This window comes from Thermodesulfovibrio sp. TK110 (genome assembly GCF_054658355.1).
This window is the reverse complement of record NZ_BAAHNB010000001.1, coordinates 440,486-465,928: the sequence shown is the minus strand read 5'-3', so window position 1 is coordinate 465,928 and position 25,443 is coordinate 440,486. Positions and strand designations below refer to the sequence as shown.

General features: G+C 34.5%; 28 protein-coding genes, 5 tRNA genes and 1 CRISPR repeat array. Of the genes, 16 read left to right on the top strand and 17 right to left on the bottom strand.

Annotated elements, in window-relative coordinates; translation table 11 throughout:
- Window positions 1-5 precede the first annotated feature (5 nt).
- From ACYQ3X_RS02545 to ACYQ3X_RS02520, 6 genes are read left to right on the top strand one after another with little or no spacing between them, the layout of a single operon-like run.
- Window positions 6-527 (top strand): 4Fe-4S dicluster domain-containing protein, encoded by a 522-nt coding sequence (locus tag ACYQ3X_RS02545; RefSeq protein ID WP_460180269.1) that lies wholly within the window; start codon window positions 6-8, stop codon window positions 525-527.
- Complete coding sequence (locus ACYQ3X_RS02540) at window positions 527-1,600, top strand: hypothetical protein (protein WP_460180268.1); 1,074 nt, start codon at window positions 527-529, stop codon at window positions 1,598-1,600. Before ACYQ3X_RS02545 ends, ACYQ3X_RS02540 begins: the two co-directional genes overlap by 1 nt.
- Window positions 1,584-4,928 carry a molybdopterin-dependent oxidoreductase gene (locus ACYQ3X_RS02535; RefSeq protein ID WP_460180267.1) on the top strand — a complete coding sequence of 1,115 codons (3,345 nt, stop codon included), beginning with the start codon at window positions 1,584-1,586 and terminating at the stop codon, window positions 4,926-4,928. The genes ACYQ3X_RS02540 and ACYQ3X_RS02535 overlap by 17 nt, the downstream gene beginning before the upstream one ends.
- Window positions 4,913-5,458, top strand: coding sequence for a hypothetical protein (locus ACYQ3X_RS02530; RefSeq protein WP_460180266.1), 546 nt, complete (start codon window positions 4,913-4,915; stop codon window positions 5,456-5,458). The genes ACYQ3X_RS02535 and ACYQ3X_RS02530 overlap by 16 nt, the downstream gene beginning before the upstream one ends.
- A complete protein-coding gene (locus ACYQ3X_RS02525) occupies window positions 5,430-6,611 on the top strand; it encodes a molybdopterin molybdotransferase MoeA (RefSeq protein ID WP_460180265.1) in 1,182 nt (393 codons plus the stop codon). Before ACYQ3X_RS02530 ends, ACYQ3X_RS02525 begins: the two co-directional genes overlap by 29 nt.
- A gap of 8 nt (window positions 6,612-6,619) precedes the next feature.
- Window positions 6,620-7,183 carry an FmdE family protein gene (locus ACYQ3X_RS02520; protein ID WP_460180264.1) on the top strand — a complete coding sequence of 188 codons (564 nt, stop codon included), beginning with the start codon at window positions 6,620-6,622 and terminating at the stop codon, window positions 7,181-7,183.
- 8 nt (window positions 7,184-7,191) lie between these two features.
- Here the strand turns inward: ACYQ3X_RS02520 and ACYQ3X_RS02515 are convergent, their stop codons facing one another.
- Window positions 7,192-8,046, bottom strand: coding sequence for an NAD(P)-dependent oxidoreductase (locus tag ACYQ3X_RS02515; RefSeq protein ID WP_460180263.1), 855 nt, complete (start codon window positions 8,044-8,046; stop codon window positions 7,192-7,194).
- Between the two features lie 231 nt (window positions 8,047-8,277).
- A complete protein-coding gene (locus tag ACYQ3X_RS02510) occupies window positions 8,278-8,448 on the bottom strand; it encodes a hypothetical protein (protein WP_460180262.1) in 171 nt (56 codons plus the stop codon).
- 173 nt (window positions 8,449-8,621) lie between these two features.
- Between ACYQ3X_RS02510 and ACYQ3X_RS02505 the strand changes: the two genes are divergently transcribed.
- From ACYQ3X_RS02505 to ACYQ3X_RS02485, 5 genes are all read left to right on the top strand, one after another.
- Window positions 8,622-10,922, top strand: coding sequence for a hypothetical protein (locus ACYQ3X_RS02505; RefSeq protein ID WP_460180261.1), 2,301 nt, complete (start codon window positions 8,622-8,624; stop codon window positions 10,920-10,922).
- A gap of 59 nt (window positions 10,923-10,981) precedes the next feature.
- Window positions 10,982-11,053, top strand: a tRNA-Val gene (locus tag ACYQ3X_RS02500).
- Between the two features lie 201 nt (window positions 11,054-11,254).
- Window positions 11,255-11,719: a CRISPR direct-repeat array (repeat unit 36 nt; unit sequence GTCCAAACAGGAATCCCTGACGTCAGGGGCTGAGAC).
- Between the two features lie 55 nt (window positions 11,720-11,774).
- On the top strand, window positions 11,775-12,233 hold the full coding sequence (locus ACYQ3X_RS02495; RefSeq protein WP_460180260.1) for a hypothetical protein: 459 nt from the start codon (window positions 11,775-11,777) through the stop codon (window positions 12,231-12,233).
- A gap of 289 nt (window positions 12,234-12,522) precedes the next feature.
- Entirely contained in the window at window positions 12,523-13,305 is a 783-nt protein-coding gene (locus ACYQ3X_RS02490) for an inositol monophosphatase family protein (protein ID WP_460180259.1), read from the top strand.
- 3 nt (window positions 13,306-13,308) lie between these two features.
- The gene (locus ACYQ3X_RS02485; protein WP_460180258.1) at window positions 13,309-14,199 is read left to right on the top strand and encodes a cation diffusion facilitator family transporter; all 891 of its coding nucleotides are present in this window, start codon (window positions 13,309-13,311) and stop codon (window positions 14,197-14,199) included.
- Here the strand turns inward: ACYQ3X_RS02485 and ACYQ3X_RS02480 are convergent.
- Window positions 14,144-14,665, bottom strand: coding sequence for a hypothetical protein (locus tag ACYQ3X_RS02480; RefSeq protein ID WP_460180257.1), 522 nt, complete (start codon window positions 14,663-14,665; stop codon window positions 14,144-14,146). The two genes, ACYQ3X_RS02485 and ACYQ3X_RS02480, sit on opposite strands and share 56 nt — an antisense overlap.
- A gap of 47 nt (window positions 14,666-14,712) precedes the next feature.
- Here ACYQ3X_RS02480 and ACYQ3X_RS02475 point away from each other — a divergent pair, with 47 nt between their 5' ends.
- On the top strand, window positions 14,713-15,549 hold the full coding sequence (locus ACYQ3X_RS02475) for a tetratricopeptide repeat protein (protein WP_460180256.1): 837 nt from the start codon (window positions 14,713-14,715) through the stop codon (window positions 15,547-15,549).
- A 1-nt stretch (window position 15,550) separates the two neighbouring features.
- On the opposite strand, the gene ACYQ3X_RS02470 is transcribed toward ACYQ3X_RS02475, so the two are convergent.
- The 7 genes from ACYQ3X_RS02470 to ACYQ3X_RS02440 form a co-directional block, all read right to left on the bottom strand.
- Complete coding sequence (locus ACYQ3X_RS02470; RefSeq protein WP_460180255.1) at window positions 15,551-17,101, bottom strand: ATP-dependent DNA helicase; 1,551 nt, start codon at window positions 17,099-17,101, stop codon at window positions 15,551-15,553.
- Window positions 17,098-17,634, bottom strand: coding sequence for a L,D-transpeptidase family protein (locus ACYQ3X_RS02465; protein ID WP_460180254.1), 537 nt, complete (start codon window positions 17,632-17,634; stop codon window positions 17,098-17,100). The genes ACYQ3X_RS02470 and ACYQ3X_RS02465 overlap by 4 nt, the downstream gene beginning before the upstream one ends.
- A complete protein-coding gene (gene mtnP / locus ACYQ3X_RS02460) occupies window positions 17,609-18,406 on the bottom strand; it encodes an S-methyl-5'-thioadenosine phosphorylase (RefSeq protein WP_460180253.1) in 798 nt (265 codons plus the stop codon). The genes ACYQ3X_RS02465 and mtnP overlap by 26 nt, the downstream gene beginning before the upstream one ends.
- Window positions 18,407-18,415: 9 nt before the next feature.
- Window positions 18,416-18,489, bottom strand: a tRNA-Arg gene (locus tag ACYQ3X_RS02455).
- An 18-nt stretch (window positions 18,490-18,507) separates the two neighbouring features.
- Entirely contained in the window at window positions 18,508-18,876 is a 369-nt protein-coding gene (queF, locus tag ACYQ3X_RS02450; protein WP_460180252.1) for a preQ(1) synthase, read from the bottom strand.
- Complete coding sequence (gene hemH, locus ACYQ3X_RS02445; RefSeq protein ID WP_460180251.1) at window positions 18,863-19,813, bottom strand: ferrochelatase; 951 nt, start codon at window positions 19,811-19,813, stop codon at window positions 18,863-18,865. The genes queF and hemH overlap by 14 nt, the downstream gene beginning before the upstream one ends.
- Window positions 19,806-20,375, bottom strand: a complete 570-nt coding sequence (locus ACYQ3X_RS02440) for a UbiX family flavin prenyltransferase (RefSeq protein WP_460180250.1) — start codon at window positions 20,373-20,375, stop codon at window positions 19,806-19,808. Before ACYQ3X_RS02440 ends, hemH begins: the two co-directional genes overlap by 8 nt.
- 71 nt (window positions 20,376-20,446) lie before the next feature.
- On the opposite strand from ACYQ3X_RS02440, the gene yedF reads away from it, so the two are divergent.
- Both yedF and ACYQ3X_RS02430 read left to right on the top strand, forming a co-directional pair.
- The gene (gene yedF, locus ACYQ3X_RS02435; protein ID WP_460180249.1) at window positions 20,447-21,031 is read left to right on the top strand and encodes a sulfurtransferase-like selenium metabolism protein YedF; all 585 of its coding nucleotides are present in this window, start codon (window positions 20,447-20,449) and stop codon (window positions 21,029-21,031) included.
- Window positions 21,000-21,686, top strand: a complete 687-nt coding sequence (locus ACYQ3X_RS02430) for a tetratricopeptide repeat protein (protein ID WP_460180248.1) — start codon at window positions 21,000-21,002, stop codon at window positions 21,684-21,686. The genes yedF and ACYQ3X_RS02430 overlap by 32 nt, the downstream gene beginning before the upstream one ends.
- Here ACYQ3X_RS02430 and ACYQ3X_RS02425 read toward each other — a convergent pair.
- Window positions 21,662-22,966 (bottom strand): UDP-glucose dehydrogenase family protein, encoded by a 1,305-nt coding sequence (locus ACYQ3X_RS02425; RefSeq protein WP_460180247.1) that lies wholly within the window; start codon window positions 22,964-22,966, stop codon window positions 21,662-21,664. The genes ACYQ3X_RS02430 and ACYQ3X_RS02425 overlap by 25 nt on opposite strands.
- Window positions 22,967-23,088: 122 nt before the next feature.
- Between ACYQ3X_RS02425 and ACYQ3X_RS02420 the strand changes: the two genes are divergently transcribed.
- The gene (locus ACYQ3X_RS02420) at window positions 23,089-23,196 is read left to right on the top strand and encodes an RCKP-type rubredoxin-like domain-containing protein (protein WP_460180246.1); all 108 of its coding nucleotides are present in this window, start codon (window positions 23,089-23,091) and stop codon (window positions 23,194-23,196) included.
- 12 nt (window positions 23,197-23,208) lie between these two features.
- Window positions 23,209-23,394, top strand: a complete 186-nt coding sequence (locus ACYQ3X_RS02415) for a rubredoxin (protein ID WP_460180245.1) — start codon at window positions 23,209-23,211, stop codon at window positions 23,392-23,394.
- A 33-nt stretch (window positions 23,395-23,427) separates the two neighbouring features.
- Here the strand turns inward: ACYQ3X_RS02415 and ACYQ3X_RS02410 are convergent.
- The 6 genes from ACYQ3X_RS02410 to purN form a co-directional block, all read right to left on the bottom strand.
- Window positions 23,428-23,502, bottom strand: a tRNA-Glu gene (locus tag ACYQ3X_RS02410).
- A 6-nt stretch (window positions 23,503-23,508) separates the two neighbouring features.
- Window positions 23,509-23,581: transfer RNA gene (locus ACYQ3X_RS02405), tRNA-Lys, on the bottom strand.
- A gap of 61 nt (window positions 23,582-23,642) precedes the next feature.
- A tRNA-Phe gene (locus tag ACYQ3X_RS02400) sits at window positions 23,643-23,715 on the bottom strand.
- 77 nt (window positions 23,716-23,792) lie between these two features.
- Window positions 23,793-24,284 carry a pantetheine-phosphate adenylyltransferase gene (gene coaD / locus ACYQ3X_RS02395; RefSeq protein WP_460180244.1) on the bottom strand — a complete coding sequence of 164 codons (492 nt, stop codon included), beginning with the start codon at window positions 24,282-24,284 and terminating at the stop codon, window positions 23,793-23,795.
- On the bottom strand, window positions 24,281-24,790 hold the full coding sequence (gene rsmD, locus ACYQ3X_RS02390) for a 16S rRNA (guanine(966)-N(2))-methyltransferase RsmD (RefSeq protein ID WP_460180243.1): 510 nt from the start codon (window positions 24,788-24,790) through the stop codon (window positions 24,281-24,283). Before rsmD ends, coaD begins: the two co-directional genes overlap by 4 nt.
- Before the next feature lies 1 nt (window position 24,791).
- Window positions 24,792-25,442 (bottom strand): phosphoribosylglycinamide formyltransferase, encoded by a 651-nt coding sequence (gene purN, locus ACYQ3X_RS02385; RefSeq protein ID WP_460180242.1) that lies wholly within the window; start codon window positions 25,440-25,442, stop codon window positions 24,792-24,794.
- Window position 25,443 lies beyond the last annotated feature (1 nt).

Below are 25,443 nucleotides of genomic sequence, written 5' to 3'. Positions count from 1 at the left end.
TTTTTATGAGTAAAACCAAATATCAGTATGTAATTGATGTTTCCAAATGTTATGGATGCATGTCCTGTGTTGCTGCCTGTGCCTCTGAAAATAATGTACCAATAGGAGTTTTCAGAACATGGGTTGAAAGATTTGTAAAGAACGATGGAACAAACTTTTTTCTTCCCAAGATATGCAATCATTGTGATAACCCAACCTGTGTTGTTGCCTGTCCTGTAAAAGCAACATATAAACGGGATGACGGACTTGTTCTAATTGATGATGAAATATGCATAGGTTGCGGAGCCTGTATTCAGGCATGTCCTTATGGTGCAAGATTTTTAAATCCTGTAAAAGGAGTAGCAGACAAATGTACCTATTGCGCTCACAGAATACCTGAAAAACTTCCTGCCTGTGTAGAAGCCTGCCCTACTTCAGCCAGAATGTTTTTAAGGAAATCAGAAATAAAGCTTCATATGCATGTTTTGAAACCAAATACTGGTAACAAACCTCGGGTTTATTACCTTAATTACGAGGGGGTGGAATAATGGATTTTTTAAATTTTACATATCCCTTTGGTTATGTTTATTTTAATGAAGCACTTGTATGGCAGCCCGTTGCTTTTGCTTATTCTTTTTTAATTTCAGGTGCGGATTTACTTTTTCTTGCAGCAATAGCATATTTTACTAAAAAAATGACTGAATGGATTCCTGTGTTTTTGCTTCTTGGACTTTCTTTCTTTTCAATTATTCTTCTCGGTCCCCTTGCAGATTTGTCTCTTCCATATAGGGCTTGGCGAATAATGTTTCATCAACATTTATTTTCATCAGCGCAATATCCAGGTATGAGCGTAATGGCTCTTTATGGTGGAGTTTTATGGATAATAACCTTTCTTCTTGGGGTAGCTGTAACCGGACTTTATATGAGTAATAAAAGTCTAAAATACAGCTTTCTTTATGCAGATGAAAATAGATATAAAAGTTTTGAATCCAAAATAAAAATACTTTTTATAGTCCTTGTTCCATTTACGCTTATGTGGTCCATATATCCAGGGATACTTTTTATCTCTCAAACATGGCTTTTTGGCTGGAGAAACTGGGGGATGCTTCCTGCAATGCTTTTTTCAGAAACTTTTGTAACTGCTACTGCATCTGCAATAATAGTTGGAGAAATATTCAAGAAAAAAAACAAGAATCTTCTTCTTTACATACATTCTGCAGCGGCAATAGTTTTATGTGCATTAATATTTATTCAAATTTTAACATGGACATTAACAGTAAGAGGTACAATGTATTCAGGGATTTATTCTATTTATCCTCTACTCATTATTGCATTTTTAATCTTTGCAAGTACAGCAACTCTCTCTATTATTGCTACCAAAAAAGAAAATCTTGTTTTATGGGTGGGAATAGTAGCATTAATAGGAGTTATCATTAATAAATGGAATATGATTATAAATGCGCAACTTATCTCAAGAACAGGAATGGGCACAGTTAAAGCAGGGCTTCATGGATGGTGGTTTTTTGAAACACTCTCGCCAATTGCAATAGCTATAATTGTTTTTTTAATACTCTCTTCAATATATCCTTTAAGAGGTGAGAGCTATGAAACAAATAAGTAGAAGAGACTTTGTTAAAGGTTTAGTTGGGCTTGCAGCTGCCAGTGTTTTTGTTGCAGGTTATGTACCAACGATTAGCAGAATTATCAAACCCAGATTTAATAAAGTCTTACCTGATGGTGAGGGAAGAATTGTTCACTCTGCATGCCTTGGTTGTAATGTTCGCTGCGGAATAAGAGTGAAGATTGTAAAAACAGATTATGGAGAAGTTATTGAAAGAGTCTCAGGTAACCCATATCATCCATACAATAGGGCGGTAAGCATAAAAAATCAGGTAAAAAGATATTTCTCTCTTCCATACAATACATCAATCTCAGAGTCACTTAGTTATTCGGGAACATTATGTGCTAAAGGAGAAGACGGTATCCATTATCTTTATGATCCCTATAGAATTCTTGCTCCACTTAAGAGAAGCGGACCCAGAGGAAGTGGAAAATTTAAAATAATATCATGGGATCAACTAATAAAAGAAGTTATAGAGGGTGGAACTATTGATGAAACCAAAGAGAAATTGCAAGGATTAAAGGAGATTTTTGTCTATGGAAAACTTAAACAGGCAGGCTTTAAGCCAGATGAGATCCTTGATGAGATGAAAAAAGATATTGAAGATATCAAGGCAAAAATTAAAGACAGAAAAATTACAGATAAACAATCATTAAAAAAGGCGATAGAAGAATTTAAAACCAAGTGGACTCAGAAAATTGCTCCATTAAAGCTTGAAGAAATTTTAATTGACCCTGACAGACCAGACCTTGGAACTAAGGCAAATCAGATTATTTTTTACAGAGGTCGAGGACAGGCTCATGCAGACGATTTTTATAAAAGATGGATAGACTCCTTTGGAAGTGTTAACTGGTTGAGACATACCTCTGCATGCCAGCTTGGTTATTATGCTGGGAATAAACTATGGGCAGGAACAACAGACCTTCAAATGGATGTCCAGACTTCAAAGGTTATACTTATGGCTGGAGCTCAGATGGGAAGACTTCATCCCGGCGCAACAGGACAGGGACTTCTCATTGAAAGAGCAGCACTGGGAGAGTTAAAAATCTATTATGTTAATCCTACTGCTCCAAGAACAACAGCAAATGGTAATATTGTTTGGATTCCTGTTAAACCAGGCTCAGATTCCGCTCTTGCTATGGCAATACTTAGAGTCATGTTTGAAAAGGAGTGGTTCAATAAAGAATTTCTTTCAATCCCGGGGAAAAAGGCATCAGAAAAAGCAAAACAGCCAGTATACACAAATGCCACATGGCTTGTTATGGTTGACGGAGATGGAGCCGGACAGTTTTTAAAAGGTAAAAACATTGGTCAGTATCATGAGAACCCTGTTGTTTATTCATCCGGTTACAAAGATTCTCAGGCTATAGACAGAGCAGAATTATTTTATACAGGCAAAGTAAAAGTTGAAGGAAAAGAAGTGACTGTTAAAACAACGCTTCAAATTTTGAAAGAAGAATCGATGTCAAAGACTGTAGAAGAATGGTGTAATATATGTGGTATTTCACCACACACAGTTATAACTATCGCTCAGGATCTTCACAAAAACGCACCAAAGGCTGGTACAACAATTCATCGTGGGTTAGGAATGCATCCAAATGGAGAGTATACTGTTTGGGCATTCAGGGCAATTGATACTTTAATAGGAAACATCCATCAAAAAGGTGGAATGCTTGGTAGAGCAGGTCATCTTAAATATAACGAATTCATCTACGACTTAAAAAAGGTTAAAAATGTCTCATGGGGAATTCCCATTGACCGTCATGGAGTTGCCTATGAAGATAGTTTTGAATTCTACTTTAATGGCTATCCTGCAAAAAGACCCTGGTATCCATTAACTCCAGAGGAAATTTATACTGAAGCATTTGCTGGTATTCATGATGCCTATCCCTATCCTATCAAAGTTTTAATGTTATATTACGCCAATCCTGTGCTTTCAGCAAACTATGGATTAAAGTTTATTGAAACACTTAAGGATACAAAAAAGCTTCCTCTATTCATTGGCATCACCACATCAATAAATGAAACATTCCTTTATGCTGATTACATTGTACCTGATACAACCTATCTTGATGGTGGAACAATGGGTTGTCAGTATTTATATGCATCAAGTGGAGGTGTTAAACATGCAGAAACATGGAGAACTCCAGCTGTTATGCCACAAACAGTTAAAATTGGAGAATGTCCTAATAAACATCCAAGATTTGCCTCTATGTGGGAGTTTTTGATAGATATTGGACTTAAGATGGGAATGCCAGGATTTGGAGAGGCAGGGATTTCTGGAAACAAGGAAAAAGAGGAATTTAAAGATAAAAAGTTCTCTCTTTACTGTGTCTGGGAATATATAATGAGAGTTTTTGCAAACTCTGCAATGGATGGAAAGGAAGCTGGACTGATAAAAGAAGCCACTCCTGAAGAGATTGAGTTCGTTGAGAAAAATTACCCAATTGCCCAATTCAGAGACATTGTCCCAGATGAGTGGAAATATATTGCCTATGGACTTGCCAGAGGAGGAGTTTTTACAGAGTATGAAAAATCCTTTGATGAAAATGGTTTTTCAAAGAGAAAACCTCCAACAGAAGTTTTAATGTTATGGAATGAAAAACTTGCAAAAACCAAAAACAGCCTTACTGGTAAAAAATTCTACGGCGGACCAAAATATTTTGCAATTTCTGACTATGCAGGAAAATCATTACAGCAACAAATTAGCGGATATCCCTTTACAGTCATTTTCCCTGGAAGTCCTTTATTTACAAAGCACAGAAGCATGTTTTATTATTGGCTTAAACAAATAATGCCAGAAAATTTTGCAATAATTCATCCTGAAGATGCGAGATCTTTGGAAATAGAAAGTGGTGATATAATTACAATTGAAACTCCTACAGGTTATCTTGATGTTAAAGCTGTTGTTGAACCTTCTGTAAGAAAAGGAGTAATAGCTATACCAGTTGGTATGGGAAGATGGGCTGATTCAGTGGTTATGAAACCTAAGTATTTTAAACTTAAGGATGGAAACCTTCAAAAAGACATTGAGAACCTCCCAAAGAAAATAGATCTACCAGAAGAAGCTGTTAATCCTGTAAAGAGACTTGATGAAATTAGAAAGAAGCTTTTATTTACAAAATCCAAGAAAGGCTACTATGAACACTTACTTCCTGATAGCTGGAGATTTTCTGGAGTATCTCCCAATATGGTAGCACTTACAGACTCGACAACTGGTAACTGGTCTCTTCTGAGCTGGATAGGTGGTGCACAGGTTTACTTTACAGTGGCAAAGGTAACTAAAAAATCTAAAGGGAGTTTAGAGGTGCCATGGATAATCTGGTAAAAGACAACATTCTTATCACAATAGGAAGAGCAAAACTGTATTCTGCCTTATTCAGTGCTTTTTACTCTCTGTATAAAGAAGAAAAAGTTGCCAGTGAAAGTATTGAGGCTCTAAAAATTTTTTTACCAGAAATAGAAGAAGACATCAATAGAATAACTTCAGAAGAAACTAAAAATTTCAGAGGCTATCAATATTTTGATGGCTTACTAAAGGATGTGTATCCCGGAATAATAGAGGAGTTTTATTTAAATTACGGTTTTGAAATTGACGAATTACCACCTGATCACATTATCACGCAACTTGCATTTATGTCCAAACTTATTAGTGATGAACTCCGATATCGTCAGCATGGAGACATGGAAACAGTTGTAAAATTAAAAATAATTCAGCACCGACTTCTTACCACACATATTTTGAAACTTTTAAAAGAGATTGAAAAGCTGCAAAATATTTATAAACTTCTCAACTTTGATAGAGGATTACTTTTCATGGAGTTAAAAAATGAGATTGGTAACATTAGAACATCTTGACAAAATTTTATATGAATTTAGAGAAAAATTTTTCTTTAAAAGACAGTCCGAATCTGTTTCTCTTCTTGAAAGCATAGGTAGAATTCTCGCAGAAGATGTGTATTCAAATAAAACCCTGCCTCTTTATGATATTGCCACAATGGATGGATATGCTGTAAACAGTCTTGACCCACCTCCTCTGAAACTTATAGGCGAGGTCTTTCCTGACTCGCCTATCAGAAAAATTGAAAAAGGTTATGCCTGCTATATAACAACAGGAGCACCTTTGCCAGAGGGAGCAGATGCTGTTGTAAAAATTGAAGAAGCAGAATTAACTGAAGAAGGTTTATTTTTTCAGAATATTACATCTGGTAGATATGTATTAAAAAAAGGAACAGACTTTAAAGAAAACGAACTGATTGTTGAAGCAGGTAGGAGAATTTCTCCACAGGAAATAGCTATGATGGTTGTTTTGCATATTGATGAGATTAAAGTTTTTAAAAAATACAGGGTTGGAATTATTGCCACAGGTGATGAGATAAAAAAAGGAATTGTAAAGGATGTGAATTCCTTTGTAGTAGCCTCTTTTATAAAACAATGGGGAGAAGAGCCTGTATTATTAGGAACAGCGGGAGATGATTATGAAGAATTAAAAGAACTTATGCTTCAAGGTTTAGTCTATTGTGATGCTCTGATAACAACAGGAGGAGTCAGTGTGGGTAAAAAGGATTTTGTAATAAAGGTTATAGAAGATGAAGGAGAATTGGTTTTGCATAAAGTGAGGGTCAGACCTGGCAAGCCAATGGCAATAGGAGTAATCAAAAACAAACCTGTATTTGCACTGCCTGGAAAGCCAGCAGGTGCTTTTATTGCAATGCTTTCTTTGAGAAAATTTTTCCTTGGCAATATTCCTTTCCCAAAAATAAAAATGAGAATGAAAAAAACTGTTAAAATACCAACTCCAGGCTTTGAGTATATAATTTTTATAAAAAATGTTGATGGATATGCCTATCCAGTGGGTTATAAAGATTCACCTTTAAGCATAATTCCAGAAAACTCGAATTATCAGCCAAGTCTTATCTCTAATGCTGTTAAAAGTCTTCTTGCTGATGGATTTGTGACAACACAAACTGATCTGGAAAAGGATCAGGTCGTGGATGTAAATCTCTTTTAGGAGGAAATATGGATTTAGAGTTTGCAGAAAGATTTCATGGGCATAGAAGTCCAGGGCTTGTTCTTGGAATGAGAATGGTTCAACTTATCTATAAGAAGATGGGAGACATGCCAAAGGGAAAGAAAATATTCGGAATAGCAGAAACAAGAATGTGTCTTCCTGACGCTCTCCAGATTGAAGCTCAGACCACAACGGGTAATAAAAATCTTATTGTTTATAATTATGGAAAACTTGCTCTTTCAATTGTCCTTCGTGAAAATGGAGAGGGCTATAGAGTATCTTTAAAAAAAGAGGCTATAGATGCAAGTGCAAGAATAAAAAAATTTTTGCTAAGAGAAGGAAAGCTAAGTCACGAGGAAAGAGACAAACTTATTGAAGATTTTTTAAATCTTGATGAAAAATATTTCAAAATTGAAAAAATCAGGATAAGGCTTCCTCAAAGAGATGAACAACAGGAGATTGTTGAATGCACTGAATGTGGAGAGCTTCAACCTAAGAACTTTACTGTTCCTGTAAATGGAAAATTTCTATGCCAATTATGTTCTGGACAAAGTTATTTTAAAAAAATTTAGTTTTTTCTCTACAACTCCTTAAAGACTTTATAAATACTTGAAAAATCCTCCTCTGAGAGGTTTTTTGCAATTGCCATTGCAAAAAGCTCCTTCACAAGGCTTCCAGTAAAAACTGGTTTTTTCATGGAATAACAGAGCTCCTGCAGATACTGTAAATCCTTGTAAATTAGGGAGTTTGAAAAATGAGGGGAAAAATCCTCATCAAGAAGTTTTTGCTTCTTCACATTGAGAATCATTGAATTACCAGCACCTGATTGAACTATGTCTATTACCTGAGCTTTACTTATTCCGCAGTTCTCTCCTATGGCAATGGCTTCAGAGAGAGTTGCCATGAAAGAACCGAGAACAAGATTGTTTATTAATTTCATTTTAGTTGCAAGACCCTGTTTTTCAAGATAGAAAATGTTCCTGCCTATTTTTTCAAGTAAGGGTTTTATCTTTTCAAAAGCTTGAAATTCAGCGCTCACTAAAACTGTAAGAAGTCCCTGTGATGCAGGAATAACGCTTCCAAGAACAGGTGCTTCCAAATAGTATGCTCCACTTTCTTTTACAAGACTGTGAAACTGAGTCACCTTTTCAAAATGATTTGTTGTGGTATCAATTATGAATTTGCCTGTGCAGTTACCTTTTAAAACTCCCTTTTCATCTGTTAGAACCTTCATTACTGCATCACTGTCAGTAAGATTTAGAAAAAGAGCATCCACTTCAGATATAAGTTCTGCAGGGTTTTTTGCTATTTTTACTCCGAGATCCTTTGCTTTTTCAATAGTTCTATTCCATACAGTAAGCTCAACTCCTTCAGAAATCAATCTTTTTGCCATAGCCTTACCAAGATTTCCAAGCCCTATAAATCCTGTTTTCATCCTATACCTCCTTTTATACTCTTGAATTTACTCAAAAACTTACAATTTCTTAAGAATCAAGAGATTTTATTACATTGTCAGAAAAACTAATGTTCCAGATATCACTACCAGCTCTTTATCCCGGATTCAGAAAAAACTCAAAGAAACGCCTTGCTCTCTCTTTTATCTCCTTTATATCTTCAACTTTTGGAGTTAAAAGCATTTCTACCATAAATACTTTTCCTTCACATCCTAATATAGCATCTCCTTCAAAGTCTCTCCATTTTTTCTAAAAATTCTCTGACCTTCCATCGTTACTTCAAAGTTTAAATATTTGCTCAACACAGCTCTTAATACAGAGACTATAAGGTCTTCAAATTGAATTCTTAAACCTAATATATCAATTTTCCATTTAATTTTCAATGAAATCAAGATGCCTTAGTTGCAACTGGATTAAACAGAGCAATGAATACTATATAATGATGCATCAGGTAAATTTATCACTGTTAATAGACAACTAAAATTGAGGAACGAAATTCTCCTTTAGTGGAGGATAGTGTATAATGATAGAAAATAATTATAATGAGGTACAAATTATGAGAACAAAATCTTTAGTATGGGTTTTAATGAGTTTTATAGTTTTTCCAGTTCTTTCATTTGCTCAGATGAAACCACAGATTCCTCCTCAGGTAAAAATTGCTAAAACCTACTGGTGCGCAGAGGTGCAAGACATACTCTTTACTGAGGAACCTCAACAGGGGCAAAAATTAACAGTTGGTGTGAGGGTTAAATTTACAAAAAAGACAATAATTCCAGGTGCTCCGGGGCAAAAGCTATGCAGTTGTGCTTTTGAAGGACCTTCAGATGCTCCAGCTAAATTCTGGTCAAAGACAATGTCCCTCAGACTGATAGGAGTTAAGTACTCTGAGACTGAAACTAATCTTCTTGAGTATTATGGACCAACCCCTGCCTTTCCTCCCTACGATTACGGTGGATTTCCAGTTATAGGCTTTGTGGTAACAGAAAATGATTTAAAGAAGGGATACATTGATGTATGGGGATGGGCTTCAAAAGAACCTTTACAATGCAGAGACTCTGCGATCTATGCCTCTTTTGCAGTTTACAACCAATCTCCATACAACCAGCAGAATGAATGCCATCCACACTCTGACTTTAAAAAGAGTTTCAGACCTAAATGCTTACATGTCCCTAAGATTCCTGAAGAAGCTATAAAGAAAGGGACGATTTTACGTATACCTCCTGAGAAATTCTCCTTTCAAAAACTTCCGCCAATTAAGTTTTATCCATTTGCTCGTTCAAATTTTATAAAAGCCATTAAAATCATAAATGGACAGGAGTTTATTACTTTAAAAAACGGTAAAACCATTCTGTTTGATAAGTTTTTAAAAGAAGTAAATGAAATAGAAGAAAAACTTAACAAAGCAGGCTATACCTTACGAGACAAGACTCCAGTTAAGATTCACTATATGTATCCTGCTGATAAACTTAATCTCCAAAAAGCAATGTTTTTAAAACAATTTAGATTAGCGTCTCCTCCCCCTGAAAACACTTGTCAATCAATACCTCCATCCACGAAGAGCCAGCAAGTTGCAGGTTGTCCCAGGGACTTTATTCCCCTTAATTGGGAAAAATCATGGGATGCCTCTTTTGGAGATGAGAATTTTGGAGTTGTCCTCGGATACAGTATAAGAATTGATGGTGGAAAAGAAAAAGTTGATATTAAGAAGTTGGACGGAAAGCCTGGCTTTATTTGGACAGATATTAAATTTTTTGGGAAAAATATTCACTTATTACTGATTGATAAAGATGACTCTAAACTCGTAGCCGAATGGTTAGATGGGGCTAAATGGTTAGGTGGAGGAGAGACAAACCTTAGTTTGAGTGGTAACCAGAGCAAAGAGCTATTTAATAAAGAAATTAATTACTCGCAAGAAATCAGTTTTCCAATGGGACCTATTGATATTACAGGCGAATTTGGGTTTAAAGGCAAAGCTGCACTTACAATTGCTGCTGATTATTCTATTGATCATGCATCTCTTGGGCTCACTCCGTATCTTTTGGCAAATGCATACGGTCAGTTAGCTGCAGGATACGAGATTGTTGAAGTGGGAGTTGAAGGAGATTTAATTCTTATAAAAGCTCGTCCCACAGTAAATGGAAGTATTAAATACATACCATCACCAAATCCATCTTTTCAGTTTACTGCTAAGGCTATTAATAATTTAACTTTGTTAAGTGGAAGATTGTCTGTTTATGCAGAAATTGATTATTGGCTTGATTCAAAAAAATTTGAAGTAGAGTTCTTTAAATGGGATGGTATCACATTAGAAAATCAACCTCTATTTTACACATCAATCCAAAATGAACCTGCAGAAAAATGCCACAGCGCTCGGCTAAAGATAGAAGATATAAGGGGTATTACTCCCTATACTGCAAGGAACGAGAAACTGGAAGTGGAACCGATAGAGTTTGATGTTATTGTTAACATAGGCGAAAGAAGCTATGTAAAAACTCTTAAAGATTATAACAAAGATGGGATATATGGTAAATCTAATTCAATTGAAGTTCCTTTTTCATTTGATATCCCGCTGCTTTCAACTGAGAAAGTACCGATAATAATTGAAGTAAAAGAAAAATATAAGATTGGGACCTTCGATTTTCAAAGTGACCTTGATTTTGCAAAAGGTGAAACGAAAAAAGTTGAACTCTGCTACGACCCTAACTCAAAGAGTTTTAGTGGTTTAATATCTGGGAAAGAAGAAGATGAAATAGTAGCTTCTGGAGATACGAGCTACTGGGGCGAAAAACATCATTCAATTAGATTTAAGATAACAAGCGAATCTCTATTCAAGCCCGCACCAGCCAAAGCAAAATAGAAGGAGGTTGTCACCAGTTGACAATATCAGTAGAAAATTATTTATAATTAACAATCACAAGGCGCGTAGCTCAGTGGGAGAGCGCTTCCTTGACGCGGAAGAGGTCGTGGGTTCGATCCCCACCGTGCCTATCAAGAATTATCAAAATTAAAGTAGTGTCAGGTATTTATTTTTCTCACAAAAAAGTTGTAAACTATTTTATGCTTTTAAGATGTCACTTTAGGAGGGCTATGCAAACCTATGTTAAAAAGTTGTTAAAAACTTTTAAAACTAAGGAGGTTTGCAAAAACGCCCAAAAAAGTTCTTTGAAAACAATGACTTACAAGGCAATAGTCCAAACAGGAATCCCTGACGTCAGGGGCTGAGACAGATTCAAACAAAGAATGGCTAACTTTTTTGCTTGGTCCAAACAGGAATCCCTGACGTCAGGGGCTGAGACTGTCGATTTTTTTTAGCCTACGGTATATTCCGTGTCCAAACAGGAATCCCTGACGTCAGGGGCTGAGACATGGGCTGGCTAAGCAGGGACATACTAAGCATAATCGGTCCAAACAGGAATCCCTGACGTCAGGGGCTGAGACAAGGAACAGGAGCTCAGATTAGAGATAGAATATTACGTCCAAACAGGAATCCCTGACGTCAGGGGCTGAGACCCTCCTAACCCGTTATCAAGCCTACAACTATTACCATGTCCAAACAGGAATCCCTGACGTCAGGGGCTGAGACACATTTTTCTATACCTTGTTTGTTCCTTTTTCAGAGTCCAAACAGGAATCCCTGACGTCAGGGGCTGAGACTTGTTGTTATTTTAAAATATAAAAAAATTAAACTTAAAAGGAGGTAAATTAAAAAATGGAACAGCAAGAAAAAGTAACTCAAGAGAGAGTAAACAAAGTAGAAGAGTTTGTTAACGATGTCACAGATTTTGTCAAAAAGAAAAGTCAAAAACTGGTTAATATTGCAAAATTTAATTATGTTGCTTTAACCTTTAGTGGAATTGTTTTTCCTTTTTTTATTCTTTTTATGGGAGCAGTAGCTTATTATTACAAGAAAAAAGCTATATCTCAAAAAGAAGAAAAATATTTAATTGATAACTTTCAATGGCAGGAAAGAACTGTATATGGTGCGATTTTATTTTTAATCTGGATACTTTTATTAAGTTTTACAATAGTAGGTTCTTTTATGGTAGGAGCTATTGGTTATATCTGGTATTTTTATAGACTTATAAAAGGCTGGCGTGCTTTAGTTTCTAAGAAAGAGCTTTATAAAACAAAATTTAAAAAACAAGAACACGAAAATTTTGGATTTTAATCCAAACAGAAAAATATGAACAAAAAATATGTTAATTGTGCAATATGGTCCAAACAGGAATCCCTGACGTCAGGGGCTGAGACCTCTTTAAAAGCCTCTCAAGAATTTTTTCTTCTTTTTGTCCAAACAGGAATCCCTGACGTCAGGGGCTGAGACTCTCCCTGAGGTTCTCATTGTTATATAGTCAACTTAGGAACTCCTCTTTTTGACTCAGAAAGCACAAAAGGAAATTTTCGTCAGGACTCTGAGACTGTTACTTTAGTGAATATTTAGGCTATAATAAAAGCTTATGGAGATAGAGTTTTTAAGAAACATTGGGCAAAAGCTATTTAAAGAAATATCACTGGTAAAGCCACAGTTTAATAAAACTGTCTTAGGAAGAGGTGCATCAGGCGATATCACATATCCAGTTGATAAATTAGCTGAAGACAGAATAATAGAGGCATTTGAAAAAGAAGGTATCAAAATCAACATAATTTCAGAGGAAAAAGGCTCAAAATTGATACAGGAGGATTATCCAAGCCTTATAATTGATCCAATTGATGGCAGTAAGAATGCTGTATCAGGTATTCCTTTTTTTTCTACATCAATAGCAATAGCTGATGGAAGAACATTAAAAACTCTTAAATTAGGTTACATAATAAACCTTATAAATGGCAATGAATTCTGGGCAAAAAGAGATGAAGGTGCTTTTTTAAATGGACAGAGGATTAAAGTCAAAGACAATACAATGCCTGTAATCATTGCCTTTGAAGCATCAACTCCATATGATGCTATAAAACAGATTTTTCCTGTCTTCAAAATAGCAAACAGGATAAGATGTTTTGGAAGCACAGCATTAGACCTTGCTTATCTTTCATCAGGCTCTTTGAGTTTATTCATTGTTCCAACACCATCAAGAATATTTGATTTTTCAGCAGGAATTTTAATCGCAAAAGAATCCGGTGCAATCATAACAGATATTGAGGGTAATTCAATTGAAAATCTGAAAGTTGCCTTTAATACAAAAACAACTCTGTTAGTCTCTGCAAGTGAAATACTTCATAAAAAAGCACTGGATTTAATAAAATAAGCAATGCAGCAGTCATCTACAAAAAAATTATCTTTTGCTGTTGGAATAACTTTTTTTATTTTCATTGTTGAGATTATTGGTGGATTAATAAGTAATAGCCTTGCTTTACTTAGTGATGCAGGACATGTTTTTACAGATTCTTTTGCATTGATTCTAAGTCTCATTGCCTCAATTATTACTAAAAAACCATCAGGCAAAAAAGCTACATACGGATATCATAAAATTGGGATACTTGCCGCATTTATAAATGGAGTAAGTCTTATTGTAATTGCCGGCTTGATATTTTTTGAGGGATATCAAAGACTGCTCAATCCTCCGAAAGTTGACCATGGTATAATGCTTCCTGTGGCAATATTTGGTTTTCTTGGAAATCTTCTAATGGCATGGATTCTGGGGCACCGGCATGAAGATTTAAATATTAAAAGTGCGTGGTTACATGTAATTGGAGATACCATATCATCAGCAGGAGTCATTATAGCAGGTTTAATTATAAAATACACAGGTTGGTTTATAATAGATCCAATAATAAGCTGGTTTGTAGGCTTTGTTATTATTACTGGTGGAGTAAGAGTTATTAAAGATTCTCTCTGGATTTTTCTTGATTTTGTTCCAAAAGGATTTGATGTAGAGGAAATAACAGAGAAAATTAAAGAAATTAAAGGAATTATTGATATTCATGATATTCACATTTGGTCAATTGGTTACGGTGTCGCAGCCTTTTCAGCTCATGTGGTAGTTGATAATCAGCTTTTAAGTGAGGCTGATAAAATAAGAAAAAAAATTGAAGAGAAACTGGGACACATGGGCATTAAACATAGTGTTATTCAAATAGAATGTATTAAATGCGAAAATAGTTCAATTTATTGTAATTTTGAAAATCATAAACACCACTGAATTTCTTGAGTATCTGTTCAAGCTGAAACTGAAGGTTTAGATGAAGCCCTTCCAGCTGCCTGAGCTTTTTTAGTTTTTCCAGCGGGATTTGTTCTTTAATTCTGTCACAGATAAAATTTATACAAAAGGCATCTCTGGCAAAAAGTATGCATCCTGACTCTTTAAGGAAAAGGCACGTTTCAGGAAATTCGGGTTCCTCAGGAAATTTCACTCCATAAAGAAGATTTATTAAAAGCAGTTCGTCAGAGTATTTGAATTCTATATTTTTCCCGCAGCAGGCTTTTCCCTCCTTTCCACATTGAGCGCATATTAAACTCATTCCACAGAGAGCTCTTTCTCTGTTTTCCTGAAGTATAAATTCTCTTAACTGACTAAGTAGCGATTCTATTTTAGATAACTGCCCTTTTGTTTCTAACTCTTTCACTCTGTTTTTTAAAGCCTCTATTTTTTCAATTATCAGATGCATAACTAATTTTAACTTTTAAGTATCTCCATTTGTGATAAAATATTTAAATGCAGAGTTTAGTTATAATTATTTTATTGCTTCTTCCATCAATGCTTTTTGCCAGTGAGCCAGCCTATGTTTTTGTCATTGACGAAAAAGACAAGCCAATGCTGGGCTATAAGCTTCTTGAAACTCAAAGAGAGAATATTTATATCAGTAAGATAGAGCCTATAAAGAAATGGATTACTACTTTGCGTTCACAATTAATTGTTGTACAGGATGGATATGTTTATCCTGTAAAAGACTGCGTTATTGTAGATAAAAGAAAAGGGATTGCTTTGCTATTGATTGATTTTTTACAGAGAAAACCTGTTTATTTTAATCCAGAAGAAGTTTTAATTGACAGAGATATAAAGGTACTCATTGCGAATAAAAATGAAGCCTGTTCAAAAGTTAAAACATTATTTCCTTCAGAGGTTAAAAAAGAAAAAATCATTGATTACGCTGCCCTGGCTGAACAATATGAAAAAAACGGGCAGTGGAGCATGGCTTTATCAGTTTATGAAGATATTGTGAAACATAAACAAGACAGAAACATTATAAACAAAATTGCACTTCTTTATTATCGTCTTGGCAATTTTAAAAAAGCAAAGGAATACTTTAAAATGCTTTCAAAGGATGAAGAGACTATTGCAAGGCTTGTTGGAATATGTATTATTGAAAAAGACTTTGAAGAAGCTTTAAAGCTTATCAATAACTCAGGCTTTAACTCTGCTTATATGCACTATTTAAAAGGTATTCTTTATTATTTAACCAGAAACAAAGACAGCGCTTATAGAGAAGTCTCCGTATTGTTTAATCTCAGCAATGAGCTTGCTCAAAACTTAAGAGATCTTCTGAGATAGGCTAATCTACAAGCTTTAAATCAATAATTTTCTCCACATTGAAATTTCTCTCTTCGTTTCTGAGCATACAGAAGGCTTTTAAACCAACGAATGTTTTATCACTGTACTGCATCGGTCCTATGTAAATAGGCTTTAGCAGTCTTTTTGATTTTACATCTGTAGATTTAAGATAAACAATCTCTAATTTTTTCCCATCTCTTATAGCCTTTTCTATTAATGAAATTTTTTCCTGAATTGGAAGATTTTTTTCTGCATGTTTATACTGAAATTCAGTAAGAAATCTTACAATCCTTCTGTCAAGAAGAACATGTTTCTGGCAAATAGGTCTTTTTAATATCAGTCCTTCTAAAGAGCGACATCTTGAAAGTGCTACATAAAGCTGTCCATGAGAAAAAGTTCCTCTTCCTATATCAAGTATTAATTTATCAAAAGTTAAACCCTGACTTTTATGAATTGTTATAGCCCATGCAAGTTTTAGTGGATATTGTGTAAACTGTCCAACTGTCTGAGTTAAAATTTTTTTCTTTTCTTTATCATAGTAAAATTCATACATTTCCCAGGTAAATGGGATAATCTCAACAGTTTCTCCATTTTGAAGCTCCACAGATATTATATCTGGCTCTGTTTTTCTTGATTTTATCTCCACTATTTTTCCTATATCTCCGTTTATCCATCTTCCTTTTGCATCATTATTAAGAAGCATTACCTGAGAGTCAACTTTTAGTATAAGTTCCTGAGATGTTGGAAGATCTTGTTCGGTAAATTCTCCATCAACAAAGCCATAAAATTTGAATTCTTTATTTTTTATCTTTGAAAGCTTCTCAAAATTTATCTTTTCTGCCATTTCATTTGTTGTTGTAAGATAAATATAAAAATCGTCCTCATCAGGCTCAAAATCAGGATCAACTCTTTTATTCAGTCTTTCAATGATTTCATCGTTAATAGTGTTGTTTCTTATTGAATTTAAAATTTCAAGGAACTCTATATCCGATTGTCTGTAAACCTTTTCAAGCTCAATAAATTCAAATTCAGATTCATTAAATACGCTGGAACTAAAAAAATAAGGAGTTTTATAAAACTCTTTAAAAATGCTTTTTTCTTTTGATGTAACAACAGGAGGTAGTTGATACAAATCACCGATGAAAATCATCTGAATGCCGCCAAAGGGTTTCCTTTTCTTTGGACCGTGAATTCTTAAAAAAGCATCAATGCAATCAAGAATATCTGCTCTTACCATTGATATTTCATCAATTACAATGCAGTTAAGTTTTTTATAAAGATCTGGATTCCTTGGCTTTATCTCTTTTATTTTATGAATGGTAACATCAGGCTTAAAATTAAAGAAGGAATGAATTGTCTGTCCTTTGACATTTACTGCTGCTACTCCTGTTGGTGCAAGTACTGCAATCTCTTTTTTCGTATTTTCTCTGAAATAGCTTAAAAATGTTGATTTTCCTGTCCCTGCCCTGCCTGTTATAAATAGATTTTTATCTGTATTTTCCGCTAATTCTAACGCTTTAAGAAATTCCTCGTTTAAATCAATCTCCATCATGGCAAAATCTCTACAGCAGTCCCATCAGGAACAATCCTCCATATTTCATCCATCTCTTCATTGGTAACGGCAATGCAGCCTTCGGTCCAGTCATCAATTATGTGATATTTACCAAGATATTCCACTTTTTTTGAAAGTCCATGTATCATTATTCCACCACCAGGATTTACATGAAGTTTTGATGCCTGTTCAATATCTTTCTCATTGGGATATGATATTTTCAGTGCCTTGTAAAAACTACTGTTGGGATTTCTTCCCACTATGTAATATCTTCCTTCAGGAGTTTTACCATCTCCCTGAGATGTCTTTTTTCCAGAAGGATTTTTTCCAAGAGCAACTCTATAGGCTTTAATTATTTTACCCTCCTTCATGAGAAACATTACTCTTTTTGACTTGATAATAACCACTAAATCAGCAGTTTCATAGGCAAAGGGGTCCCCAAAAAGTCGTGGACTTTTTGGGGGTGCCCCAAAGGTATTGTTAACAGAAAAAATAAAAATTAAAATGCTAAAAAGAAGCATTCTTAAGAGCATCTTTGCAGAGACATTTCCTTTCATGAGGTAGTTTTTTTATAGTTTCTCTTATAAGTAAAACCACTGTATCAAGTGAATCTTCCATTGTTTCAATAACTTCTTTAACTGTAAGAGGAAATTTTGATATTCCAGCAGCATAATTACCAACAACAGCAACAGCAGCATAGCATATCTCCAATTCTCTTGCCAGTGAAGCCTCTGGCATCACTGTCATGCCAATAATATCAGCACCAATATTTTTAAAAAATCTTATTTCAGCAGCTGTTTCAAGCCTTGGACCATTTACACATATATATGTTCCGTGAGGAATTACATTAATTCCAATTCTTCTTGCTGTTTCTAATAAATGATTACGCATTTCACTACAGAATGGTTCTGTGAAATCTATATGAACGACTTTTCCTTCATCATAAAAAGTATTGGCTCGCATTCCTTGAGTTAAATCTATTATTTGATCAGGTATCACAATGCTACCTGGTGGTATGTTTTCGCTTAATGAACCTGTGGCAAAAATTCCAAATATTCTTTCTATACCAAAAAGTTTAAATCCGTAAATATTGGCTCTATAATTAACTTTATGAGGTGGTATACTATGTTTTTCACCGTGACGCCTGAGAAATAAAACTTCCAGAGTGTCAATCTTTTCTTTTTCGTAAGGACAGGAAGGTTCACCATATGGAGTTTTTATGGTGATAATTTCTTTTTTTGCCTCTGTTTCACTGAGACCGCTACCGCCAATTATTCCTATTTTCACCTGTTTTATGCTCTGCATTTATTTCAGTGCGCCCAGGAGGATTTGAACCCCCGACCTACGGATTCGTAGTCCGCCGCTCTATCCTACTGAGCTATGGGCGCTAAAAATATTATAACACATCAACTGTCTTGAGAAGATACTTTGATTATGGTCTTCACATTGCCTCTGGGATTGAAATCACCTATTACTTCAAGAGCTCTTGGTTGAAGAAGATTGTAAAGATCCTCGTAGATTTTATTTGTTACTGCTTCATGGGAGATATATTTGTCTCTATAAGAGTTGAGATAGAGCTTTAATGATTTCAGCTCCACGATTTTTTTATCAGGAATATAACTTATTTTTATTGTAGCAAAATCAGGATATCCAGATCTTGGGCATAAACAGGTAAATTCAGGAAAACTTATCTCAATTCTATAATCTCTCTGAGGATACGGATTATCCCATGCTTCAAGTTTTGCCTCTTTTATAGCCTTTTCACCGTAAAGCATTTTTAAATCCTCCTTGTAAAGATTCTAATACAAGATTTTTTAAAGCTTCAATAAATTTTGATGAAGTATTCAATGAATGAACGCGATAAAGTTGCATTCCCAAATCATTAGCCATTTTTTTATATACAAAATCAATCTCATAAAGAGTTTCAATATGATCAGAAACAAAGCTCACTGGAACAATCAAGATTTTTTTAATTTCTGTTTTACTGAGTTCTTTAATCACATCTTCAGTTGAGGGCTTTACCCACTTTAGAGGTCCTGTTCTACTCTGGTAACATATTTTAAACTGTTTTAACTTCATTTTACTGGCAATGGCATTTACAGTTTTTTTCACTTCTGATATATAAGGATCTCCTTTTTTGTGAAGTGAAAGAGGAATCCCATGAGCACTAAAAAGAACAAAAGATTCACTTCCATGGCTTTCAAATGCTTTTTCAATTTGCTCAACCCATGCCTCAATAAATAAAGGATAATCACACCATGAACTTATTATCTTGAACTCAAAATTTCCAATTGCAAGCCTTGTAAATCTCTCAACTGCTGAAGAGGTAGTGGCAGTGCAAAACTGTGGATAAAGGGAAACAGCAACAACTTTTTTTATATTTAATTTTTTAAACTCATCCACAGACTCTTCAATAAAAGGATGCCAGTATCGCATTCCTACAAAAACTTTAAATTCCTCTCCCAGTGCTTTCTGTAAAGCCTTTGCCTGCGCCTCTGTAATTTCTTTTAAAGGTGACTTTCCGCCGATTTTTTCATAGGCTTTTTTTAGTTTATTTGCTCTTAAAGAAGAAATAAGCCATGCAATAGGTTTTTGCATAAATCCAAAGTTTGCTATGTAAGGATCACTAAAAAGGTTAAAAAGAAAAGGTTTAACAGAGGAGAGACTGTCAGGTCCTCCCATGTTAAGTAACATTACTCCGATTTTATCCATTCCATCTCCTGTAAAGATTGTTTTCAATCCCCATGCTATCAAGAAGTTTTCCTATGACAAAGTTTATCATATCATCAATTGTCTGAGGATTATGATAGAAAGCTGGCATGGGTGGTGCTATAATCACTCCAATCCTGGCAAGTTTTAGCATATTTTCAAGATGAATTGCACTCAAAGGCATTTCTCTTGGAGAAATTATAAGTTTTCTTCCTTCTTTAATTATTACATCAGCAGCTCTTGTTATTAAATTGTCAGCATAACCAGTAGCAATTGCAGAAAGAGTTTTCATAGAACATGGAACAATAAACATTCCAGAAGTTTTATATGAACCACTTGCCACAGAAGCATCAATCTGATTTTCAAAATAAATATCTATATTTGGATTTTTAAACCTTTGTTTAAACTCATGAAAACTTTTAATTTCTGTTTCATGCTTCATTACCTCTATGGCAGAGTTGGATAGAATTACTGATACTTCAAAATTTTTAGAAACCTCTTCAAGAAGTCTTATTCCATAGATTATGCCTGAAGCTCCTGTTATTGCCAGTATCAATTTTCCCATTATTTTATCCTAACATATTGATAAATGCTTATAAAAATGGAGTAAAATGAAATAAAAATTGGGGGGGAGATATGCAAATAGATGCAAGAGGTTTAGGATGTCCAAAGCCCATTATTCTTGCTGAAGAAGCTTTGTCAAAAATAGAAGAAGGGGTTGTAACTGTAATTGTTGACAATGAAGGCTCTATGGAAAATTTAAAAAGATATGCTACGAGATTCGGTTATTACTATGAAGTTGAAAAGGAGGAAAATTACTGGAAAGTAAAGATAGTTAAAGGTTATACCTGTCAGATTTCTTCACCATTACAAAAACAGACAAAAAAGGATTTACTGATTATTATCTCATCAGATGTAATGGGTAAGGATGAGAAATTAGGGAGAATTCTTATGAAAGCCTATTTTGAAACAATGATAGCCACCCGGCAACTCCCACAGATGCTCTTTTTAATGAATACTGCAGTGAAACTTTCTACCACAGATGAAGAGTTTATCCCACTTCTTAAAAAAATTGAAGAAATGGGAACAGAGATATTTACCTGTGGAACATGTCTTAAGTATTACAATCTTGAAGATAGTTTAAAAGTTGGATTCCGAGGAACAACCAATCATTTTGTTGAAGGAATGTTTGATTTTAATAAAACTGTATGGATTGGTTAATATAGTTATTGAAATAAAAAGGCAAAACAAAATAAAATTATATATGCCACAGGTAAATAAAAACTTAAAATTTATAAAAAGAAAAAAGCATGATATTGCGATTGCAAAATATACAAAAATTATAGAAAAAGAGCCTCATAATTATCAGGCTTATAAAGAGAGAGGGAATGCCTATTACAGAAAAAAGCTCTATCATCTTGCAATATCAGATTATACAAAGGCTATTGAGCTTAAACCCGATTATTTTCTTGCTTACAATAATCGCGGAATAGTTTATTCAGTTTTAGGCTTATATGAGCTTGCAATTGCTGATTATAATAAAGCTATTGAATTAAAACCAAACAATGGAATGCCTTACAACAATAGAGGATTTACTTATTTATTAATGGGCAAATTAGAAGAAGCTGAAAGAGACATTAAAAAATCAATTGAACTGAATCCTAACAATATATATGCATTAAACAGTATGGCAGAGCTTTTTGCCATGAAAGGAATGCCAGAAGAAGCTTGTAAATGGCTTATAAAGGCAATTGAAAAAGGATATAACAATTGGAAATATCTTAAAACATCTAAAACATACGACCTTATAAGAAATCATCCATGTTTTCAGGCTATTCTTGAAAAAAAATTTTATGGTCTTCCTACACTGAAATAACTAAATCCTAATTGTCTTACTTTCACTGGATCATAAATGTTTCTGAAGTCAAAAAATAAACTACCCTTCATAAGAGTTTTAATTTTTTCAAGGTCAAGATTTCTGAATTGATTCCATTCAGTAACAACTACCACAGCATCAGCATCTTTTGCTACAGAGTAAGCATCTGAGCAGTAAATTATGTTTGGAAAAATTTTCTTTGTATTTTCCATAGCCTGAGGATCATAAACTTTAATTGTTGCTTTTCTATTTAGCAAAGTCTGAATTATATACAAAGCTGGAGCCTCTCTTATATCATCAGTATTGGGCTTAAATGATAAACCAAGTATACCAATAATTTTTCCCTCAATTTTGTCATTAAATGCTTTTATTATTTTTAAAGTTAATCTTTCCCTCTGATTTTGATTTGCCTCAATTGCAGCTTTAACAATGCGAAGCTCTACACCTTTTTCTTCACCTATTTTTAAAAGTGCCATTGTATCCTTTGGTAAGCATGAACCACCAAAACCTATGCCTGCATGAAGAAATTTAGGCCCAATTCTTCCATCAAGTCCCATAGCCTTTGCTACTGTATTGACATTTGCACCAACTGCTTCGCAAAGTGCTGATATTTCGTTAATAAATGAGATTTTTGTTGCAAGAAAACTGTTGGTAGCATATTTAATTAATTCAGCTGTTGCTATATCTGTAATTACAAAAGGAGTTTCTATTAGATATAAAGGTCTATAAAGGTCTTTCATTATGGCAATTGCTTGGTCACTTTCTGCGCCTATTACAACCCTGTTAGGACGCATAAAATCCTCAACAGCAGAGCCTTCTCTCAAAAATTCTGGATTTGACACAATATCAAATTCAATGCTTCTTTTAAGATTTTTTTTGATAATTTCTTTTATTTTGAATCCTGTTCCAACAGGAACTGTACTTTTTGTAACAATAACTTTGTAACTATTCATATTTTTTGCAATATCTCTTGCAACTTCTTCAACATAATCAAGATTTGCAGAACCATCTCCCCGTGGTGGTGTTCCTACAGCAATAAATATTACAAGAGATTCTTTAACTGCTTCATCAATTCTGGTAGTAAATTTTAACCTGTAGTCTTTTAAATTTCTTTTTACAATATCCTCAAGTCCTGGTTCATAAAAGGGAATTATACCTTTTTTTAGGTTTTCAATTTTTTCCTGATCTTTATCAACGCATGTTACAAAAACACCAAATTCAGCAAAACATGCGCCAGTTACAAGTCCCACATATCCTGTACCAATTATAGCTATATGCATTAATTATCCTCCATAAAAAATTTAATACATTATTATAACTCATATTGCTTAAAAACCGAGTTGATTGACTTTATAAATATTTTTATTTAAAATAAAATAAAACTTGCAGGGAGGTGAAAAAAATGGCAATTTTTAAATGCAGCAATTGTGGGACTACAAAAGAAGGAAAATGTAAACCTCAGAAATGTCCAAAATGTGGACAAAAAGGAACAATGCAGAAAGTATCATAGGAGGGAAATTAAATGGATAAAAAAAATAAAGCCTCTCTTGTTCCTTTCAGATGCTCTCACTGTGGATATATATACGAACCTTTAAAGGGATGTGAAAAAAATAAAGTCAAACCTGAAACACCATTTGAAGAAATTCCAGAAGATTATCGCTGTCCAGTATGCAAATCTAAAAAATCAGGATTTGTTCCAGTAAAATAAAAAAGCCGCAGATTTTCTCTGCGGCTTTTTTAACGTCCCCAAGGGGATTTGAACCCCTGTTACCGCCTTGAAAGGGCGATGTCCTAGGCCTGGCTAGACGATGGGGACATACAATGAGCCGCGTTGGATTCGAACCAACGACACCCGCCTTAAAAGGGCGGTGCTCTGCCTGCTGAGCTAGCGGCCCGTACACAGCTTTAATAATTTAAACTTTTCAATTGATTTTTGTCAATCAACAGATTTAAAAATGGGCAGGGACGGAATCGAACCGCCGACACGGGGCTTTTCAGGCCCCTGCTCTACCGACTGAGCTACCTGCCCGTTTAAAATAGCGAAGATTATTTAAAAATAATACATTTCACCTCAAAAAGTCAAATAAAAAGAAACAAGGATTCCTCTTAAACTCTTCCTTTAAATTTTTTCTTTAAAGCTTTTTCCACAACAGGAGGTACAAGGTTTTTTACAGAGCCTCCAAAATATGCAATTTCTTTAACAATACTGGAAGAAAGAAAAGAATATTCTTCAGAAGGCATTAAAAATACTGTTTCAGCCTCTTTAAAAAGTCTGCGATTCGCATGAGCAAGTTGAAGTTCAAACTCATAGTCTGAAACTGCTCTTAAACCTCTTACAATAGCTACAGCTCCTTTTTCTTTCAAAAACTCAACAAGAAGACCATCAAAGGATTCAACTTTTAAATTTTTAAACTCCTTTGTTGTTTCTCTTATAAAATAAACTCTTTCTTCCACAGTAAAAACAGGATTTTTTTTATAACTTGAAACTGCAACAGCAACGATGAGTTCATCAAAGATTTTAAGAGCCCGCTTAATTACATCAAGATGTCCATTTGTTATAGGGTCAAATGTTCCTGGATAAATCCCTATTTTTTTCACTCTTGCCTCCTGTAAACAGTTAAAAGAGTATCACCATACTTGTAGCATTTGTGTATTTTGAGAGCTTTAAGTTTTTCCCTTAATGATTCATTTTTATAGTGCTGCAGAATCAATAATCCATCTTCTTTAATAAGAAGTTTTCTTTCAAATAGTTTGAACAATCTTTCCAGTTCGCCTGATTCATAGGGAGGATCAGCAAAAATTATGTCATATGCTTCGTGGCTCTGTTCAAGAAAATGCACTGCATCCAGATTATAAACCTTTACCCTATCAGAAAGTTTCTTTTTCTGGAGATTGTTTTTTATAAAAATGCATAAAACAGGATCTTTTTCTACAAATATTACTTCACGAGCACCTCTTTTTAATGCCTCTATTCCAACTAAGCCTTTACCCGCATACAGGTCAACAAATGTTTTATCCTCCACATTTTTTAAAATATCAAAAATAGCCTTTCTCACCACGGCAGGAGTTGGTCTTACTGTATTTTGCGGCCTGAATTTACTCATTTTATTTTCCTAACTCAGGATTTGTAAAATAGTTTTCAGGAAGGCTGTAGTTTAAAATTTTTACTTTTCTTCCTTCAACCTTAAGTCTTCCTTCAGCAAAAAGTCTTATTGCCTCAGGATAAATTTTATGCTCAAGTTTTAGAATTCTCTCAGAAAGGCTTTCTTCTGTATCCTCAGGATGAACTGGCACAGCTGCCTGAATAATTATAGGACCTGAATCAACTCCCTCATCAACAAAATGAACTGTACATCCACTTATTCTAACTCCATAATCAACTGCCTGTTTCTGTCCATGAAGCCCGGGAAAAGAAGGAAGAAGGGCAGGATGAATATTCATAATCCTCATTGGGAAAGCATCAAGCAAAGGCTTTTTAACAATTCTCATAAATCCAGCCAGAACCACCAATTCCACACCTTTTGCTAAAAGCTCATCCCTTATTTTTTCATAAAATGCTTCCTTTGTAGGAAACTCCTTTGGATTAATATAAAGAAAAGGTATCCCGTGTTTTTTAGCTCTTTCAATTGCATAAGCCTCTGGATTATCAACTATAAGAATCTCTATTTTTGCAGGAAGGCTTCCTGCTTCAATCTCATCAATTATTGCCTGAAAATTAGAGCCTCTTCCTGAAGCTAAAACTCCAATTTTAAGCATT